The organism is Pseudochrobactrum mosebachae, assembly GCF_048914685.1.
Lineage (GTDB): Bacteria > Pseudomonadota > Alphaproteobacteria > Rhizobiales > Rhizobiaceae > Pseudochrobactrum.
The window spans coordinates 1,222,343-1,240,804 of sequence record NZ_CP128408.1 but is presented as its reverse complement, the minus strand read 5'-3'; the positions used below and the strand labels follow the sequence as shown (position 1 = coordinate 1,240,804).

The window sequence follows — 18,462 nt, the reverse complement described above, 5'->3', positions numbered from 1 at the left end:
TATGAGCAGACAGATGGAATTGGACGGAACGAGCATTATGACTGGTATTTTTGTCGCTGTTGTGGGGCCGAGCGGAGCCGGTAAAGACACGATCATCGACTATGCACGCAGTCGCTTGCCGCAAGATGGCAGCTATCATTTCGTACGCCGTGTTGTTACCCGCGATGCGCATGGAAATACGGAGGATCACGACACTTTATCGGAGCCGGATTTTTTAAAGGCGGTTGATAATGGTGATTTTTGCATGCATTGGCAGGCGCATGGGCTTTATTATGGTTTGCCGGCAGAAATTGAAGATGTGCTGGCACAAGGTGGCGTGGTGGTGGCCAATCTCTCGCGCCGTGTTTTACCGCAGCTGGCCAGGCGTTTTCCCCGTGTCACAATTGCCCATATCACAGCGCAGCCTGAAGTGCTGGCGCAGCGTCTGGCTTCCCGCGGAAGAGAAACACCGCAATCCATCGCGCTGCGTTTGCAGCGCCAGCAAAATGTGGATCCCTGTGGTCTGGAACTGATGGTGATTGATAATTCCGGAGAGGTGGCATCAGCGGGCGATACATTCACCCGCTATCTTATGGCTGCTGTTTAGGCGCAGGCTTGTCATCGTCATCAGGCAGAAAAATCCGGTTGGCGGCACCGTCCATATCTTCATATTGCCCGTTTTTCAAAGACCATAAAAAGGCGGTCAGCCACAGACCGCCAAACAGCAGGGCAATAGGGATAAGAAAAATCAGAACATTCATATTTCAAGTCTTTTGCTGGGGTGCATGTCCGGTGCAGCTGTCTTTGCTTTAGGCTGCTGTATCTTTTTGCCTGCTTTAAGCCGAAGTGCATTGCTGACAACGAGTATCGAAGACAACGACATCGACAAGGCGGCAATCAAGGGCGTGACATAGCCAAATAATGCAATCGGGACTGCAATAATATTATACACCAGTGATAAGGCAAAGTTTTGACGGATCAGCTTGCCTGCCTCACGTGATATGGCAACTGCCAGCGGCACAGCTGTCAGGCTGTCATGCAGGAACACGAAATCAGCCGCATTGCGCCCGATATCCGCAGCCGTTGCCGGTGCCATAGAAACATAAGCACTCATCAGAGCCGGCGCATCATTGAGCCCGTCACCCACCATCAGTACTTTATGCCCTTCATGGGTGCGCTCTGTTACCAGCTCGGATTTTTGGTTTGGCAATATTTCAGCGCAGTATGTTGCAATGCCTAGCTGCTGTGCCAGTGCCTGCACGGTCTTTTCTTTGTCGCCGGAGAGAATTTCAACGCTGAGATTTTCATCCTTGAGTGCTTGCACAGAACGGGCAGCATCTTCACGCGGGCTGTCTTCAAAGCGGAATGTTTCAAGCAATATACCATTGCACGATAAAACACTTTCAGTGCCGGCATGAGCGGTTGGTGCTGTGCTGTTGGCTACAGCCCAGTTTTTACGGCCAAGACGATAAATGTCCTGCCCCATACGGGCTTCAATTCCGGCACCGCTTACCTCTTCAATTAAATCAAAACTAATATTTTTTGCCGGATTGGTAAACGCAGTCAGTGCGCGTGACAGCGGATGGCGTGAATAGAGTGCCAGCTCCGCCGCCAGTTCCAGACTGTGCTGATCCAGCCTTTGGCGGTCAGTCAGCTGTGGCTGGCCAAGTGTCAGCGTGCCGGTCTTGTCAAACATCACGCTGTCAATTTCGGCCATGCGCTCCATTGCCGAGCCGTCTTTGATCATGATGCCGTTTTCAAATAACCGTCGTGCCGCCACAACCTGTACAATCGGCACTGCCAGAGCCAGCGCGCATGGGCAGGTAATAATCAGTGTCGTGATGGCAACATAGATCGATTTGTGCCAGTCGCCGCTGAACATAAACCACACAATAAATGCCAGCAAAGCTGTAGTGTGAACCAGTGGCACATAGAGTGCTGAAGCGCGATCTGCAAGCTGGCGGTAACGTGCGCGTCCGCCTTCTGCGGCATCCATCAAGCGCACCATTTCCGCAAGAAATGAATTATCGGCAGAGGCAGTGGAAATAATCGTTAAAGGTGCAGAGATATTCATGGTTCCTGCACGCAATTGCGAACCCGGCGCCACCGGTACAGGCAGGCTTTCACCGGTTGCAATCGAGCAATCGAGATCAGAGCGGCCACTTTCAACCACCGCATCAACCGGCACACGTTCACCCACTGCCAGAATAATCCGCATAGACGGGCGGATATCACCAATCGGCATGAAACTATGCTGGTTATCATCACCAATCACCACCGCACCGCGTGCGGCCAGCTGGCTCAGGCCTTTGACCGCAGAGCGCGCACGCTCGCGCATCACATGATCGAGCGTGCGGCCAATCAGCAGAAAGAACAGCAGGCTAGCAGAGGCATCAAAATAAGCATGCTGGCCGGAATTCAGTGTTTCATAAACACTCATAATGAAAGCGAGGGTAATGGCGAGTGAAATCGGCACATCCATATTGCTGCGGCCATGCCGCAGCGCATTCCACGCTGAAAGATAAAAAATACGACCGGAATATATCAATGTCGGCAGGGCAATCAGGCCGGATAGCCAGTGAAACATATCACGGGTTGCAGCATCAGCACCCGACCACACCGAAACCGAAAACAGCATGATATTCATCGAGGCAAAACCGGCAACCGCCAGTGCAATCAGCAGGCGCGAGAGTTGCGGGTCTTTATCATCGCCAAGCTCAAAAATATGCGCCGGATAACCGGCTCTTTGTAGAGCATCAATAACCGCAGGCGGCTCTGCGCCATCTTTCCAGCGGATCGAAACCCGCTTGGCTGAAAGATTGACGCGAGCATAAGTAACCTCAGGCAAGGCTCGAAGGGCTGCCTCAACTGTCTGAATACATAGCCCGCAATGGACAGAGGGCACCGACAAATCAAGCTGGCGCTGGCCGTCACCAAGCACGCGGCTGGCCAGCAACAATTCTTCCGGCCGGTAATCGGCGGCAGAAAATTGAATACCAGAGCCGCAGCAACTCATTGAGCAGTTCCTTTCACAGGCGTTTCAGCGGTATCGAGTGTAAATTTACCGCCGGTAATATGGACACGGTTAACCTGCCGATATGGCTCCTCCAAACCGGCATAGGTGTTAATTTCAACAACCCAGTTACCATCATTTAAAGTGGCTTCGGCGGTGAGAAAATTATCATCTGCCGGCAGCATGTTCAGTGTCTGGTCTTCTTTCTCATTCACGGGCCTGCGAAATACGGCAGTGGCACCAACCGCTTTAACCGCATTGCCATCTGGATCGGTCAGGCGGTAGCGCACGACGCCATCCTGATAAGACATTTCCGGCTGCCAGTTCAGTGCTGCATGGGCTTTGCCGATGATGGATTTTTCGTTGAATTCCTGACTGGCTACATAAGAGTTTTTAACCACCAGACCTGACCAGCTGGTGATGGCCGAGGTTGCCATAATAATATTAACGACAATAATCACACCAAAAAATGCAATCATAATGCCGAGCATATGCCAGCCGGTAAAAACGCGGCCCGGTGTTGACGGCGCCTGATTGGCATTCCCTTCAGTTTTCTGGCTAAGCATCAGCGTTTCTCCGGTGCGATGAATGTCGCTTTATAAGTGGCGGATTCCGTTCCGTTCACGTCACGTACAGTCATGGTGAAAGGGCGTGAGCCGGGTCTGGATGAATTGCGCGGTAAGGTGATAAACACTTTGAGCGTTTTCAACCGGTCCGGCTCAGCTTCAAAAATATGCCTGTCTGAACTGTCGGTTGTCTGATCTGCAACGCTGACCTGCGCTGATGGCAGCCCTTCAATCAGCAGCTCGAACTGGCGTGGTTCATTGACCATATTGAGCAGTTTAACAGTATAGCCGTTACGGATTGAACCGTCAGACAGCAGCACATATTGCGGGTTACGGTCTTGCAGCACATTAATGCCGATCCGTTCACGCATCAGCAATGTGGTAATCAGAGCCACACCGATCAGCGCCCAGATAGAGAAATAGAACAGGCTGCGCGGGCGGAAGATTTTAGTCATTTTCAATTGCTGTACTTTATCATTGAAAATGTTTTTAGCGCTATAAACCCGGCCAGGTTCAATCGGAGCGGTGCCGCCATTGGTGGCCAGAGCCATATTGGCATCATAATCCGATAGTGTGGAATAAGAGATCAAACCGCGGGGTTTGTCGATCTTATCCATCACTGAATTACAGGCATCAATACATAAGGCGCAACTGATGCATTCAAGCTGTTGCCCGTCACGAATGTCGATACCCATCGGGCACACGGCAACACAGGCATTGCAATCCACGCAATCGCCGACACTTTCGCCAGCAGCAATGGCTTTTTTTGCGTGGCGTGAACGCGGTTCACCGCGCCAGTCATTATAGGTAACAGTGAGCGAGTTTTCATCAAGCATAGCGGCCTGAATGCGCGGCCACGGGCACATATAGGTACAGACCTGCTCACGCAGCAATCCGCCAAAAACATATGTTGTTGCTGTCAGAACTGCGACAGTTGTATAGGCCACCAGTGCAGCCTGACCGGTGATGAAATCCATCAGCAGTGCCGGTGCATCGGCAAAATAGAAAATCCAGGCGCCGCCGGTCATCACTGCAATCATCAGCCAGATTGCATGTTTGGTAACGCGCTTGGTCAGCTTGTCGAAACTCATCGGGGATTTATCGAGCTTTATCCGTGCATTGCGGTCACCTTCAACGGCGCGCTCAACTACCAGAAACAGATCTACCCACACAGTTTGCGGGCATGTATAGCCGCACCATGCACGCCCTGCCACACTGGTGACAAGGAACAGGCCGATACCGGCCATAATTAAAAGTCCTGCCACATAATAGAATTCTTGCGGCCAGATTTCGATGAAAAAGAAGTAGAAACGGCGATGGGCAATGTCAATCAGCACAGCCTGATCGGGCGCATAGGGCCCGCGATCCCAGCGCAGCCACGGGGTAATGTAATAAATGCCCAGAGTGAGAAACATGATAATCCATTTGAAGCGGCGGAATTCACCATTGACCCGCTTCGGGAAGATCTTGACGCGCGCGGCATATAAAGCGCTGCGCTTTCCAGACGAATTAACCGCCTGTGCATCTATGCGTTCAACCTCACCGACATCTGACATTGTATACTCCGGGGCCGGAGCAGTCCGGCTTGATTATTTTGAGCAGCAGGCCGGAGCATATGTGCACCGGCCTTTTGTTTGATCGGCTGAAAATCAGCCTGTTATTCCCCGCCACCCAGCGAGTGGATATAAACGGCCAGCTGCTTCACTGTAACGTCGCCGAGACGGGCTTCCCATGCCGGCATCACGCCGTGTTTCGGGCTTCTGATCTGGCGGGCAATGGCATCTTCACCAGAGCCGTAGAACCAGATGGCATCAGTGAGATCCGGTGCGCCGAATTCTTTGTTGCCCTTGGCATTCTCGCCATGACAAGCAGCGCAATTTTCAGCAAATACCTGCTGACCGGCAGGGATCATTTTGGCATCGCGCGGCGCTGAGGTCAGGCTGGTAACATAGGCTGCTACATCGCGGATTTGCTGCGGCTCAAGAATGTCACCATAGGCCGGCATCTCAGAAATGCGGGTATCCGGATCATCTTTCGAGCGTACACCATGACGAATGGTTTGCAGAATTTCGTCAATCGAGCCACCCCACAACCAGTCATCATCATTAAGGTTAGGATAGCCTGGCGCACCCTGTGCGCCGGAGCCGTGGCACTGCACGCAATTTACACGGAATGCAGCCGCACCACCGGCAACTGCAAACTGGTTGAGCTGCGGATCAGCCATGATTTCCTGTACGGATTTTTCATTAATGGCCGCCAGAGTTGTCTGACGGTCATTCTGGATCTGCGCATTCTCGTTCCAGAAATCCCCGCGGCTCGACCATTGCAGAACACCGGTGGTTGCACCGTTGATCAGCGGCCATGCCGGATAGGCAATCGTATAGGCTATCGCCCAGACAATGGTGGCATAATAGGCATAGAGCCACCAGCGTGGCATCGGATTGTCAAGCTCGCGGATGCCGTCCCATTCATGGCCGGTTGTTTCAACGCCTGTGACGTCATCAATATGCTTTTCAGTCATTATGGTCATCCTTGAACAGAATGGCTTGCGCCTCTTCGGCAGCTTTTTTGCTACCGGGGCGGAAGGCGAAGAAGACGACAAAGAGAAAGAACAGGAACATTGCTAACAGCCCCCAGCTGTCGGCAAAGTGGCGCATGGTCGTATAGTCCATGAGTAACCTCCTTTATCGCGACTGTGGTGACTGGTCATAGGTTGAGAAATCAACCAATGTGCCCAGCATTTGCAGATAGGCCACCAGCGCATCCATTTCGCTCACAACCCGTGGATTACCGTCGAAATCACCGGTTTTGGCTTTAGGGTAGCGTGCCAGCAAAGCGTCTGTATCCGCATCCGGATCAGCCTGTGCTTTGATATCGGCCACAGCATTATCAAGCATGTCCTGATCATAAGGAACGCCCACAGCGATGTTGGCTTTGAGGTTGCTGACAATGTTCGGCACATTCAAAGGGGTATCGAGCAGGAACGCATAGCCCGGCATCACGGATTCAGGCACCACATCACGCGGACGCACCAGATGCTGTACATGCCATTCATTGGAATAGCGGCCACCGACACGTGCCAGATCAGGCCCCGTGCGTTTGGAGCCCCACTGGAAGGAATGGTCATACATGCTTTCAGCAGCAAGGCTGTAATGACCGTAGCGCTCCACTTCATCGCGGAATGGACGGATCATCTGTGAGTGACAGGTATAACAACCTTCACGCACATAGATGTCGCGACCGGCCAGCTCCAGAGGAGAGTAGGGGCGCATGCCCTCTACTTTCTCAATGGTATTTTGCAGATAAAACAGCGGTGCAATTTCCACCAGACCGCCAATAGTCACCACAACAAGCGAGCCGATCAGCAACAAAGTCGCATTTTTCTCGATCAGCGAGTGTTTTTTGAGAATAGACATAACGCTGTTGCTCCTTATACCGCTGGCTTCATATACGGGCCGGAATTTGGCTCTGAGATTGGAGTGGAACCGGGGATAACCGCTTCCTCTCTCAAATCACCGCGAATAGTCTTGTAAACATTCCAGGCCATAACCAGTCCGCCTGCAAGATACATCACACCACCAAGAGTACGAATGACATAGTAAGGGAACATGGCCAGTACAGTTTCGGCGAAGGAGTAAACCAGGAAGCCCTGATCATCATATTCACGCCACATCAGGCCCTGCTGAATACCGGCAACCCACATAGCAGCCGCATAAAGCACGATGCCGAGAGTGGCGAGCCAGAAGTGCCAGTTGACCATGCGTACCGAATAGAGGCGTTCACGGTTCCACAAGCGCGGTACAAGGAAATAAACCGCAGCAAAAGTGATCATGCCGTTCCAGCCCAAGGCGCCTGCATGCACGTGGCCAATCGTCCAGTCGGTATAATGCGACAGAGAGTTGACAGCTTTGATCGACATCAGCGGGCCTTCAAATGTTGCCATGCCGTAGAAAGCAATAGCGGCAACCATCAGGCGGACAACAGGGTCGGTACGGATTTTGTCCCATGCGCCTGAAAGCGTCATCAGGCCGTTGATCATACCACCCCATGACGGCATCCACAGTACGATGGAGAACACCATACCCAATGTCTGTGCCCAATCCGGCAGCGCGGTATAATGCAGATGGTGCGGACCGGCCCAGATATAGAGAAAGATGATCGACCAGAAGTGCACGATCGACAAACGGTAGGAATAGATCGGGCGGTTAACCTGCTTTGGTACAAAATAATACATCATCGCAAGGAAAGGCACGGTGAGGAAGAAGGCCACCGCATTATGCCCGTACCACCATTGGGTTACGGCATCCTGCACGCCGGAGAAAGCCGAATAGCTTTTCACGCCAAGGAAAGAGACCGGAATCGCCAGATTGTTGATGATGTGCAACATCGCAATGGTCACGATGAAAGACAGGTAGAACCAGTTGGCCACATAAATATGCGGTTCTTTACGCTTCAGGATCGTACCCATGAACACAACGAGATAAACGACCCACACAATTGTCAGCCAGATATCAACATACCATTCAGGTTCGGCATATTCACGCGATTGGGTAATGCCGAGCAGATAGCCGGTTGCAGCCATAACAATGAACAGGTTGTAGCCCCAGAATACAAACCATGCCAGATCGCCGCCAAACAGGCGGGCGCGGCAGGTGCGCTGCACCACATAAAAAGAGGTGGCGATCAGGGCGTTACCGCAGAATGCGAAAATCACTGCAGATGTATGCAGCGGGCGCACGCGGCCAAAATTGAACCACGGGCCGAAATTAAGATCCGGGAATGCCAGCTGTGCAGCAATGACGACACCAACCAGAAAACCAACAACGCCCCAGAATACAGTAGCAATGACACCATAACGGATAGGGCCGTCGATATATGTGGACTTGTCTTCTTTGACCGGTTTCATGCTGTAGTCAGCATTACGGAACAATAAAACAGTAAAGACGATAAGTGTGAAGAACAGAACCCACATATGGCTTCTGAATAATGGATCATGTGTAAGCCCGGCAAGCAGCAATGCGAAAAACGCACCGAGCCCCGAGATTACAATTCCCGCAGCGTAATTCATGAAAAGTCCCCTCGCGCGCGCGTGATAGTTCTTGCCCTTGATATTGCAGAAAAACCTGCAAATTGAGCAGTATAGAGTTATTATATTCCATGAAAATATTTAGTCATTGATTTAAATCAAACGCCGCAGGCAGCAAGCTGGTCGCAAATATGCATAATTTTAAAAACGACAATGGCTTCAAAATTGCCGGATTAAAGGCTGCATTATAAAATTTATATATTTACAGAAGTATTTAATTATAAATTGCTAATATTGTAAAATTTACTATGCGATTCAGCGGCTTAATTTAATTTTTAATTTTCTAACAATTCGGTATTTACGGTAATTACTGAAATAAGCATATTTATATTCTCGTTCACTCAGGCTCTTAAAGTCCAGTCTTTCTTGTAGGTTTTATCAGGTATTTATCCAATAATGTCGGTAATTTGCGTAATTACTGGTTGTTTTTGAGGTGGGGCTGATTGTCGCTATACTGTCGTTTTAAGATAGAAAACGTGTGCTGACGACTTTGTCTTCATTGAAGTCTTGGTGAATTAAGCCGTTTTTTTGTGATTCTTAGTGTAATATTGCGCGGTAAAAACTGGTGATATGCATTGTGTTTTAAAGGGTTGGTTGAGCGCTGAAGCGAATTGTCAATTTTTTGATGCAAAATTGCTATCAATCCATGCAAATTTCGTATGGAAAATTGCCGACATTTAGCGGTGCTGCCCCTTGCTTTGGGGGCTTATATTTGCAAGCATAAGACCAACAAATAATAAAAAGTGCTGACGGAATAGCTGTAAAAGACAGCATCTTAAATTCCGGATGGCATAGGGGAACTATGAAGCCACCACATCTTTGATGTGTAAGGCTTTTCCTCAGCTCTAAAATTATATCGCCGGAATATACCGGCGCGGAACAGCTGAATTATGTCTTACGCTTCAGTGGCGGGGCATCTGGGAGATAAATTAAGAATGATACATGCAGATCTCGTCCTTGCGGGCGGGCGGATTTTTTGCGGCCTTAAACAGGGTTTTGCCGAGGCTGTAGCCATTGCAGACGGTAAGATTTTGGCAACCGGCAGTCGTGCTGAAATAGAAGCACTTGCCGGTGAACAGACGCGCCATATTGATCTTGCCGGTCGGGTTGCTGTGCCGGGCCTGAATGATGCGCATATGCATTTGCTGATGGTTGGCATTGGCATGAACGAGATTAATCTGCGGCCTGAATCCGGTGTGCATAGTCTTGAAGAGGTTTTTACCCGTATCCGCCATGCGATTGATGAAAAACCCGCCGGTGAGTGGATCAAAGGTGGCGGCTATGATCATTATGAGCTGAGCGAGCAACGCCATCCGACCATTGAAGAACTCGATGCTATTGCCCCCGATCATCCGGTATATATTACCCGTACCTGCGGCCATGTTGGTGTTGCCAATAGTGCTGCCATGCGACTTGCCGGTATCAGCCATGATACTCCAAGCCCGTCCGGCGGCTTGATTGAAAAGCGCAATGGCAAATTGTCGGGTCTGCTCGCAGAATCCGGCATGCGTGTTGTGAGCGAAAAAATCCCGCCACTGAGCCGTGATGAGTTGAAAGCTGCCATTATCCGTGCGTCGCATTTTATGCTGAGCCAGGGGTTTACTTCGGTAATGGATGCCGCTGTTGGCATGGGTTACGGGCTTGATGAAATCTATGCCTATGAAGAACTGGCCGCTGCCGGTGAATTGCCGCTCCGCACATGGGTGTGCATTTACGGCAATCATGATGGTATTGGCGATGAAGCGTATGCGCAGGGCTACCGTGCCAAGCGCCAGACCGGCAATTTGCGCTATGGCGCGATGAAGGTATTTTCCGACGGTAGTGCAGGCGGGCTGACTGCGGCGATGAGCGAGCCATATGTGGCCGGTGATCCGAATAATTTCGGTATTTTCTGCTATTCAGAAGCGGTGATGCATGCATCGCTGAAGCATTATCATGAGCTTGGTTATCAGCTGGCTATCCATGCCATTGGTGACGCAGCCATTGAGCAGGTTTTATCCGGCATTGAAAATGCCGATAGTGCAGAGAATCCTATCCTTGGGCGCCGCCACCGTATTGAGCATTGCGGCTTTTTGAGTGACGGTCAGATCGAGCGTATGGCCAAAGCCGGAATTGATCCGGTGCCGCAGCCGATGTTTATCTATGAATTTGGTGATCTTTATGTTGCCAATCTTGGTGAAGCCCGCGCCCATGCCTCATATCCGATGCGCAAATGGCTGGATGCCGGTTTGCATCCGGCAGCATCCTCTGATGCACCGGTGACTTCAACCAATCCGTTTCAAAACCTCTACACACTCGTCACACGCAAAACCAAGATCGGCTCGGTCATCGGTGGTGACCAGTGCCTGACCATGGAAGAGGCAGTGCATGCCTATACGCATTTGGGTGCCTATACGCAGTTTGCCGAAAATGAGACCGGACAGCTGATGGCAGGCATGTCTGCGGATATTGCAGTGTTTTCAAAAGATATTTTTTCCTGCACGCCGGAAGAGGTCAAAAGCGATGTGCGCTGCGACATGACGGTGCTGGAAGGCAAAATTGTATTTGAGCGACAGGTTTAACTGATTTTTCCGATGCGTAATTTCATTTGCGCATCGGTAAGGCAGTCAAAGAAAGGTTAATCTATGCTGCGGCACACGTTACAACGTCTGCTCCTTGCGCTTCCGGTCATGTTCGGTGTGTTACTGCTTGGCTTTTTGCTGATGCAGGTTGTGCCGACCGATCCGGCACAGGTGCGGGCAGGCCCGACCGCAACACAGGAACTGGTTGAGGCAATCCGGCGTGATCTCGGTCTTGATCAACCATTGTGGAAGCAGTTTTTCTATTATGTCGGCCGTCTGATGCACGGTGATCTCGGCGTGTCCATCATCAATAATGTGCCGGTCTCGCAAGAACTCGGCGCCACAATCGGGCCAACGCTCGAACTGATGGTTGCTTCGCTGATCTGGGCAATTCCTCTCGGCATTTTATTAGGCACAGTGGGTGCTTATTATCGCGGCTCGCTGCTTGATCGCGGGATTATGGCTGTTTCGGTTGCCGGTGTATCTGTGCCGGTGTTTTTTCTGGGGCTGGTGCTGGTCTGGCTGTTCGGGTTTAAATATCCGATCCTGCCATTTACCGGTCGCCTTGGCCCGTTATGGACCATCGACGGATTACGCAGCATCATTTTGCCAGCCATCACTTTGGGCGGGGTTTTTGTAGGGCCTGTGGCGCGTATGACCCGCACCTCGGTGCTTGATGTGCTGGGTGCCGATCATATCCGTACCGCACGCGCCAAAGGGCTGACCGAACGTTTGGTGGTAACACGCCATGCCTTGCGCAATGCGCTGGTGCCGGTGGTAACGCTGATCGGTTTGCAAATCGGCTTTCTGCTTGGTGGTGCTGTGGTGGTTGAAACAGTGTTTTCATGGCCTGGTATCGGCCGCCTTGCTGTGGGTGCGATTTTGTCCAGCGATCTGCCGATGGCACAGGGCACCATTATTGTGATGTCGCTCGGTTTTATTCTCGTCAATCTCGGCGTTGATATTCTTTATGCTGTGCTTGATCCGCGCGTGAGGGGGGCATGATGAGCAGTCTTGCAAAAAATACCGCATCAGTAATCGTCCCACCTGTGGAACAAGAGGTTGCTTTTAAGCGCGTCAGTGTTTTGAAAATGCTGATGTCGGATACCGGCTCTGTCATTGCTTTGTTTCTGGTTGTGGCAACATTGTTCTGCGGCTTGTTTGCGCCATGGTTGGCGCCTGAAGATCCCTATGGCGGTAATCTGTCGATGATGCTCAAGCCGATCGGTGAGGCAGGCTATCTGCTTGGCACAGACGGGCAGGGGCGCGGCATGGTCACGCGTTTGCTCTATGGTATCCGCACCACTTTGTTTATGGGGTTTGTGTCGGTGTTTTTCGGCTGCATGCTCGGCGGTATGATCGGGTTTATCGCGGCCTATTATCCACGTTGGAACGGCATTTTAATGCGCTTTATGGATGTGCTGTTGTCTTTTCCGGCGATCTTGTTCGGCTTGGCAATTGCAGCGATTTTCGGCCCGGGCCTAACCGCCGTTATCATTGCGCTCACTGTCGCTACTGTGCCGTTGATGGCACGTATTGTGCGCGGTGGCGCCATTGTGGTTTTGCAGCAGGATTATATTGAAAGTGCGCATTCGCTCGGTATGTCGGATGCCCGCATCATTTTTAAATATGTCCTTCCGAATTGCCTGTCATCGATTTTCGTCTTTGTAACCCTGCGGTTCGGACAGGTCATTCTGCTGGGTGCTGCTCTGTCTTTTATCGGCCTTGGCGCGCAGCCGCCAACTGCAGAACTGGGTGCAATGGCATCTGAAGGGCGTAACTTTCTGTTTTTCGCGCCACATGTGTCGGTTCTGCCAAGTCTTATGATCTTCATTATCGTGCTGGCATTCAACGTCTTGGGCGACTCTTTACGCGATGCGCTTGACCCGAAACTTCGTAAATAAACGCTTTTAATTTTGGTGGCGGATCACTGCACAGAACAGCGGCCGCTTCTTCAGGAGGACTAAAATGAGAAAATATCTGTTAACAGCTCTGGCTGCCGGTGTTGCATCACTGGCTTTGTCAGCGGGCGCCACCCATGCCCAGACCAAAGCACCGCTTTCAATCCTGCGTGTGATTGATGCGGATAATTATGACCCGATCCGCTCAACCTCAACCGCTATGGTGGAAGTGATGGCGATGCTGGGTGATACGCTGGTATCGCTGGATTTCGATATGAAATCAATCAAGCCGGGTCTGGCAGAAACATGGTCGGTCTCGGACGACGGCAAGACCTATACATTCAACCTGCGCAAAGATGTTAAATTCTGCGATGGCCGCGCTATGACCGCTGATGATGTGGTTTATACCATTCAGCGCTGGCAGAATCCGGAACGCCGTTCGCCAACCGCTTTCCGGGGCGGCAAGGTGAAAAATGTTTCGGCCAAAGATGATTATACCGTCATCTATGAGCTGGAAGAGCCTTATTCAGATTTGCTGCCGCAGCTGACAATGCCGTTCTCTACAGTTGTGGATAAAGCAACGGTTGAAAAGCTCGGCGAAAACTTCGGTGTGCAGGGTTTTAACGGCACCGGCCCTTATTGCTGGGTAAGCTGGCAGCCGCGTCAGGAACTGAAGCTGAAAAAACATGCGGATTACACATGGGGTCCGTCTTTCTATAAAAATCCAAGCCCGCAGATTGATGAGATTGTCTGGCGTGTTATCCCGGAGGCCAATACGCTGATGGCGGCTATTCAGGCGCGTCAGGCTGACATGACCTATTACATGCCGCCAATCGCTCTGAGCACCATGGAACAAATGCCTGGCATTAACGTGTCCAAGCAGGAAAACTACATTTATGACATGTTCATGGGCTTCAAAATTGATAAGCCGGTTGTGTCTGATCCAGTGATCCGTAAAGCCGTGAATATGGCAACCAATAAGGCTGCGATTACGCAGGCTGTTTATTTTGGCCATGGTAAGGAAATGAAGTCGCTGGTAAATCCGAGCATCATCGATTTTGATCCGGAATCTTCCAAGCTCACACCGGCTTTTGATCAGGACGCCGCCAATAAGCTGCTCGATGAAGCCGGCTGGAAAATGGGCAGCGACAATATCCGTGAAAAAGACGGCCTGAAAGCCACTTTCCTCGTTTATGGTCTGCGTAATGCTACCAATCCGACAGTGAGCGAGGCTATGCAGGCTGATCTGCGCAAAGTCGGTATCGACATGAAGATCCAGCTTTGGGATGCAACCGTTGGCTGGGGCAAAATGGCAACGCAGGAATTTGATGCGTTCTATATGAACTATCCTGCACTCACCGCGCTTGAGGCTATCGGTCTTTACTTCCCAAGCCGTCAGGCACCGACACCAAACCGGATGAACTGGAAAGATCCGGCAACGGATGAGCTGATCCGCAAGGCTGCGACCACCACCAGTCAAGAAGAGCGCCATGAGGCACTTGCTACTCTGCAGCGCAACCTCACGGAAGCCAATGTTTGGGTCACACTGTCTTCCGAGCCAATGTGGCTGGTTTCCGGTGACCGCGTGGAAGGCGCAAAAGCACATGGTATTTATGGTGCCGGTATCTACAAGGGTCTGGATATTTCGCTGAAGAACTAAGGATCACACAGGCGCGGTTTCTTGAGCCGCGCCTGTAGGCCTGCAATAAAAATCAGACGGAAATTCGGACGGCACGGGAGTTATGCTGTGAGTATTACAGTCATCAGAAATGCGGATATTGTTGTTGCATGGGACGCGGATGTTAAAAGCCATGTCTATGTAAAAAATGCTGATGTCGCATTTGAAAACGGCAAGCTGACCCATGTGGGCAGCCATTATACCGGTGCTGTTGATGTGGAGCAGGATGGCCGCGGCTTTATGGTGATGCCGGGGCTGGTCAATATTCATTCGCATCCTGCGAGCGAGCCGCTGAATAAGGGTATTCTCGACGAGCTCGGTTCTCCCGGTTTATATAACTCTGCTCTTTATGAATTTATGCCGATTATCCGGCCTGATGCACAAGGATCGGAAGCCGCATGGAAAGTGGCTTATGCGGAACTGCTGAAATCCGGTGTGACGACGCTTGCCGATTTGTCGGTGGCGCATCCGTCTTGGATCGATCTGGCAGCGCAAAGCGGGTTGCGTGTCTGTATTACGCCAATGTTTCGCACTGCGCGCTGGTACACTAAAAACGGCCATGTGGTTGAGTATGAGTGGGATGAAACTGTTGGCGAAAAAGCCATGCAGCAGGCGCTGGAAATGGTGGACGCTGCTGAAGCGCATCCTTCAGGCCGGTTATTCTCTATGTTATGTCCTTCCCAAATTGATACCTGTAGTGAAGGGCTGATTAAAGAAAGCTATGCGGAAGCACAGCGACGCAAAATCCCGTGGCAAATCCATGCCGCACAATCAACTGTCGAGTTTCATGAGATTACGCGCCGTCACGGTGTTTCGCCGATCCAGTGGCTGGAACAGCTCGGTGTGCTGGGGCAAACCAGTATTGTCAGCCACGGTATTTTTCTCGATGATTATCCGCGCAATAGCTGGCACACCCGCCGCGATCTTGATTTGCTGGTAGAAACCCGCACGGCGGTTGCCCATTGCCCGACCGTTTTTATGCGTCGTGGTATCGCCATGCGTGATTTTGGCCGCTACCTGCGAGCCGGTGTGCGCTTAGGCATTGGTACAGATACCTATCCGCATAATATGCTCGAAGAGATGCGCCATGTTGGCTATGTCGCGCGGATGATGGCTGAAACCCCCCGCACCGTGTCATCGGGCGAGATTTTCACGGCAGCCACAACCGGTGGTGCCGATCTTTTGGGACGTGATGATATCGGGCGCCTTGAAACCGGCTGCAATGCTGATCTGGTGCTGGTTAATCTGGCGCATCCGATGATGCGACCGGGTTATGATCCGATCCGTAGCATGATCTATGCAGCTGCCGAGCGCGCGGTTGATACGGTTTATATCGGTGGTGAAAAAGTTGTCGAAAAAGGCGTGTGCCTGACCATCGATTTTGAACAGGCTGCGGAAGATCTGCATGCTGCGCAGCAACGCACAGTTCAGCGCGCACCGCAGGAAGACTGGGCAAAGCGCCCTGTTACGGCCTATGCGCCGCATTCATTTTCCGGTCTTGCGTAAGCAAGCCGAAGCAATATTCGGTCTGAATTAAGACCGGCAGCAAATAGTACCGTTTCTGCCTGAGCAGCAGCGGTCTGGAGAAGACTATATGAGCGAACCGGTACTCGAAATCCGCAATCTGATCACGGAGTTTAAAACCCCGAACGGCACCATTCGCGCTGTTGACGGTATTTCTTTGAAGGTTGAACGCGGCAAAACTTTGGGCATTGTGGGTGAAAGCGGTTGCGGCAAATCCATGCTGTCTTTGTCGGTGATGGGGCTGGTGCCGACACCGGGAAAAAATGCCGGCGGTGAAGTGATTTTTGAAGGGCAGGACTTACTCAAGCTCTCCGGCGATGAGATGCGCAAATTGCGCGGCAACCGGATTGCCATGATTTTTCAGGAGCCGATGACCTCGCTCAATCCGGTGCATACGGTTGGCTATCAGCTCGTTGAGGCGATACAGGCGCATCAAAAGGCTCCTTACAAGGACATGCGTGAAGCCGCGATTGAAGCTTTGCGCAAAGTCCGTATTCCTGCACCAGAACGGCGCTTTGATGAATATCCGCACCAGCTGTCAGGTGGTATGCGCCAGCGCGTCATGATTGCTATGGCGCTGGTGTGCAAGCCGGTTTTGCTGATCGCTGATGAACCGACAACTGCACTCGATGTGACGATTCAGGCGCAAATTCTCAACCTGCTGCACGAGTTACAGCAGGAAACCAATATGGCGATTATTCTCATCACCCACGATCTGGGTGTGGTGGCGCAGGTCGCCGATGATGTGGCGGTGATGTATGCCGGCAAAGTGGCTGAACGTGCTTCGGTCAACGCGATTTTTAAAGACCCGCAACACCCTTATACAATTGGCCTGATGGGCTCGATGCCACGTATGGATGAAGATGTCGACCGGCTGGTGGCTATTAGCGGAGTGGTGCCGCCGCCGTTTCGTCTGCCGTCCGGCTGCCGGTTTAACCCGCGCTGCCCGTTTGCCGAAGAAATCTGTACGCAGACCCTGCCGGACCTTCATGAACTTCAGCCCAATCATCTTGTTGCCTGCCATAGAGCACCGGTGGAGGATTTCGTATGACGCAACCACTTCTGGAGCTGCAAGGCATTTCCAAACATTTTCCGGTTAAAAAAGGCATTATCCGCCAAAAAATCGTTGGTACAGTACGTGCCGTGGACGATGTATCATTTAAACTGATGCCGGGTGAAACTTTGGCCATTGTCGGCGAAAGCGGTTGCGGTAAATCCACGACCGCGCGTCTGGCGCTGCGGCTACTGGAGCCAACCGCCGGACGCGTACTGTTTGAGGGCGAAGACGTTACTCATGCCAGCGGCCAGAAACTACGCGATCTGCGCCGCCAGATGCAGGTGGTATTTCAGGATCCGTATGCCAGCCTTAATCCGCGCATGACTGTGGGAGAACTGATTGCCGAGCCGATGCTGGTGCATAATGTTGGCACCGATGCATCGCGCCGCGAGCGAGTAATAGAATTGCTACGCCGCGTTGATCTGGCGCCTTATCATGCCGCGCGTTATCCGCATGAGTTTTCCGGTGGTCAGCGTCAGCGTATCGGCATTGCGCGCGCTTTGTCATTATCGCCTAAACTGATTGTTTGTGATGAGCCGGTATCAGCACTTGATGTTTCTATTCAGGCGCAGGTGGTCAACCTGCTTAAAGATCTGCAAAAGGAAATGGAGCTGTCCTATTTGTTCATCTCGCATGGCTTGCCTGTGGTCAAGCATATGGCGGACCGGGTGGCAGTGATGTATCTCGGCCAGGTAGTGGAGATTGCAGACAAGCATAAGCTCTATAATAACCCGCGCCATCCTTACACGCAGGCCTTGCTTGCGGCGGCACCGCAGCCCGATCCCGCTTCGCGCGGGTCATGGAAAGTGCTGGGCGGTGACGTGCCAAGCCCGCTTAATCCTCCATCCGGCTGTCGCTTTCATACCCGCTGCCCGCTCGCACAGGATCTGTGCAAACAGCAATCACCGGTATTGCAGTCTGTCTCAGACGGGCAGCAGGTTGCCTGCCATTTCGAGCCGCAGGTGCCGGAATTTAAACATGCAGCCCATTTTTCATCCGGCGCAGAAAAATTACAGCAGCGTTTAGGACTTTTTGTTCAAAAACGCATTGAAAAAGATAATCTTAAAAACACTGCTGCTTAACTAAAAACCGCCCTG

At 51.7% G+C, this 18,462-nt stretch carries 16 protein-coding genes; 8 read left to right on the top strand and 8 right to left on the bottom strand.

What is annotated here, in order from left to right; genetic code table 11:
• The first annotated feature begins 37 nt into the window (after window positions 1-37).
• Entirely contained in the window at window positions 38-586 is a 549-nt protein-coding gene (gene phnN / locus MP213Fo_RS05735) for a phosphonate metabolism protein/1,5-bisphosphokinase (PRPP-forming) PhnN (protein ID WP_421090688.1), read from the top strand.
• Here phnN and ccoS read toward each other — a convergent pair.
• The 8 genes from ccoS to ccoN all read right to left on the bottom strand — a co-directional run bounded on the left by ccoS (window position 570) and on the right by ccoN (window position 8,626).
• A complete protein-coding gene (gene ccoS / locus MP213Fo_RS05730; protein WP_421090687.1) occupies window positions 570-740 on the bottom strand; it encodes a cbb3-type cytochrome oxidase assembly protein CcoS in 171 nt (56 codons plus the stop codon). The genes phnN and ccoS overlap by 17 nt on opposite strands.
• Entirely contained in the window at window positions 737-2,995 is a 2,259-nt protein-coding gene (locus tag MP213Fo_RS05725; protein ID WP_421090686.1) for a cation-translocating P-type ATPase, read from the bottom strand. The genes ccoS and MP213Fo_RS05725 overlap by 4 nt, the downstream gene beginning before the upstream one ends.
• A complete protein-coding gene (locus tag MP213Fo_RS05720; RefSeq protein ID WP_421090685.1) occupies window positions 2,992-3,558 on the bottom strand; it encodes a FixH family protein in 567 nt (188 codons plus the stop codon). The genes MP213Fo_RS05725 and MP213Fo_RS05720 overlap by 4 nt, the downstream gene beginning before the upstream one ends.
• Window positions 3,558-5,114 carry a cytochrome c oxidase accessory protein CcoG gene (gene ccoG / locus MP213Fo_RS05715; protein WP_421090684.1) on the bottom strand — a complete coding sequence of 519 codons (1,557 nt, stop codon included), beginning with the start codon at window positions 5,112-5,114 and terminating at the stop codon, window positions 3,558-3,560. Before ccoG ends, MP213Fo_RS05720 begins: the two co-directional genes overlap by 1 nt.
• Window positions 5,115-5,215: 101 nt before the next feature.
• On the bottom strand, window positions 5,216-6,079 hold the full coding sequence (ccoP, locus tag MP213Fo_RS05710; RefSeq protein WP_421090683.1) for a cytochrome-c oxidase, cbb3-type subunit III: 864 nt from the start codon (window positions 6,077-6,079) through the stop codon (window positions 5,216-5,218).
• On the bottom strand, window positions 6,072-6,230 hold the full coding sequence (locus MP213Fo_RS05705) for a CcoQ/FixQ family Cbb3-type cytochrome c oxidase assembly chaperone (protein WP_421090682.1): 159 nt from the start codon (window positions 6,228-6,230) through the stop codon (window positions 6,072-6,074). Before MP213Fo_RS05705 ends, ccoP begins: the two co-directional genes overlap by 8 nt.
• Window positions 6,231-6,242: 12 nt before the next feature.
• Window positions 6,243-6,974 carry a cytochrome-c oxidase, cbb3-type subunit II gene (gene ccoO, locus MP213Fo_RS05700; RefSeq protein ID WP_421090681.1) on the bottom strand — a complete coding sequence of 244 codons (732 nt, stop codon included), beginning with the start codon at window positions 6,972-6,974 and terminating at the stop codon, window positions 6,243-6,245.
• Window positions 6,975-6,988: 14 nt separating this feature from the next.
• Window positions 6,989-8,626, bottom strand: coding sequence for a cytochrome-c oxidase, cbb3-type subunit I (ccoN, locus tag MP213Fo_RS05695; protein ID WP_421090680.1), 1,638 nt, complete (start codon window positions 8,624-8,626; stop codon window positions 6,989-6,991).
• Between the two features lie 953 nt (window positions 8,627-9,579).
• Here ccoN and MP213Fo_RS05690 point away from each other — a divergent pair.
• From MP213Fo_RS05690 to MP213Fo_RS05660, 7 genes are all read left to right on the top strand, one after another.
• Window positions 9,580-11,205, top strand: a complete 1,626-nt coding sequence (locus tag MP213Fo_RS05690) for an amidohydrolase (RefSeq protein ID WP_421090679.1) — start codon at window positions 9,580-9,582, stop codon at window positions 11,203-11,205.
• Between the two features lie 63 nt (window positions 11,206-11,268).
• On the top strand, window positions 11,269-12,210 hold the full coding sequence (locus MP213Fo_RS05685; RefSeq protein WP_421090678.1) for an ABC transporter permease: 942 nt from the start codon (window positions 11,269-11,271) through the stop codon (window positions 12,208-12,210).
• Window positions 12,210-13,109 (top strand): ABC transporter permease, encoded by a 900-nt coding sequence (locus MP213Fo_RS05680; RefSeq protein ID WP_421090677.1) that lies wholly within the window; start codon window positions 12,210-12,212, stop codon window positions 13,107-13,109. Before MP213Fo_RS05685 ends, MP213Fo_RS05680 begins: the two co-directional genes overlap by 1 nt.
• Before the next feature lie 64 nt (window positions 13,110-13,173).
• Entirely contained in the window at window positions 13,174-14,766 is a 1,593-nt protein-coding gene (locus tag MP213Fo_RS05675; protein ID WP_421090676.1) for an ABC transporter substrate-binding protein, read from the top strand.
• An 87-nt stretch (window positions 14,767-14,853) separates the two neighbouring features.
• Window positions 14,854-16,290: an amidohydrolase family protein gene (locus MP213Fo_RS05670; protein ID WP_421090675.1), complete on the top strand. Its 1,437-nt coding sequence runs from the start codon at window positions 14,854-14,856 to the stop codon at window positions 16,288-16,290.
• Between the two features lie 88 nt (window positions 16,291-16,378).
• The gene (locus MP213Fo_RS05665) at window positions 16,379-17,359 is read left to right on the top strand and encodes an ABC transporter ATP-binding protein (RefSeq protein ID WP_421090674.1); all 981 of its coding nucleotides are present in this window, start codon (window positions 16,379-16,381) and stop codon (window positions 17,357-17,359) included.
• On the top strand, window positions 17,356-18,447 hold the full coding sequence (locus tag MP213Fo_RS05660; protein ID WP_421090673.1) for an ABC transporter ATP-binding protein: 1,092 nt from the start codon (window positions 17,356-17,358) through the stop codon (window positions 18,445-18,447). The genes MP213Fo_RS05665 and MP213Fo_RS05660 overlap by 4 nt, the downstream gene beginning before the upstream one ends.
• Window positions 18,448-18,462: the final 15 nt, after the last annotated feature.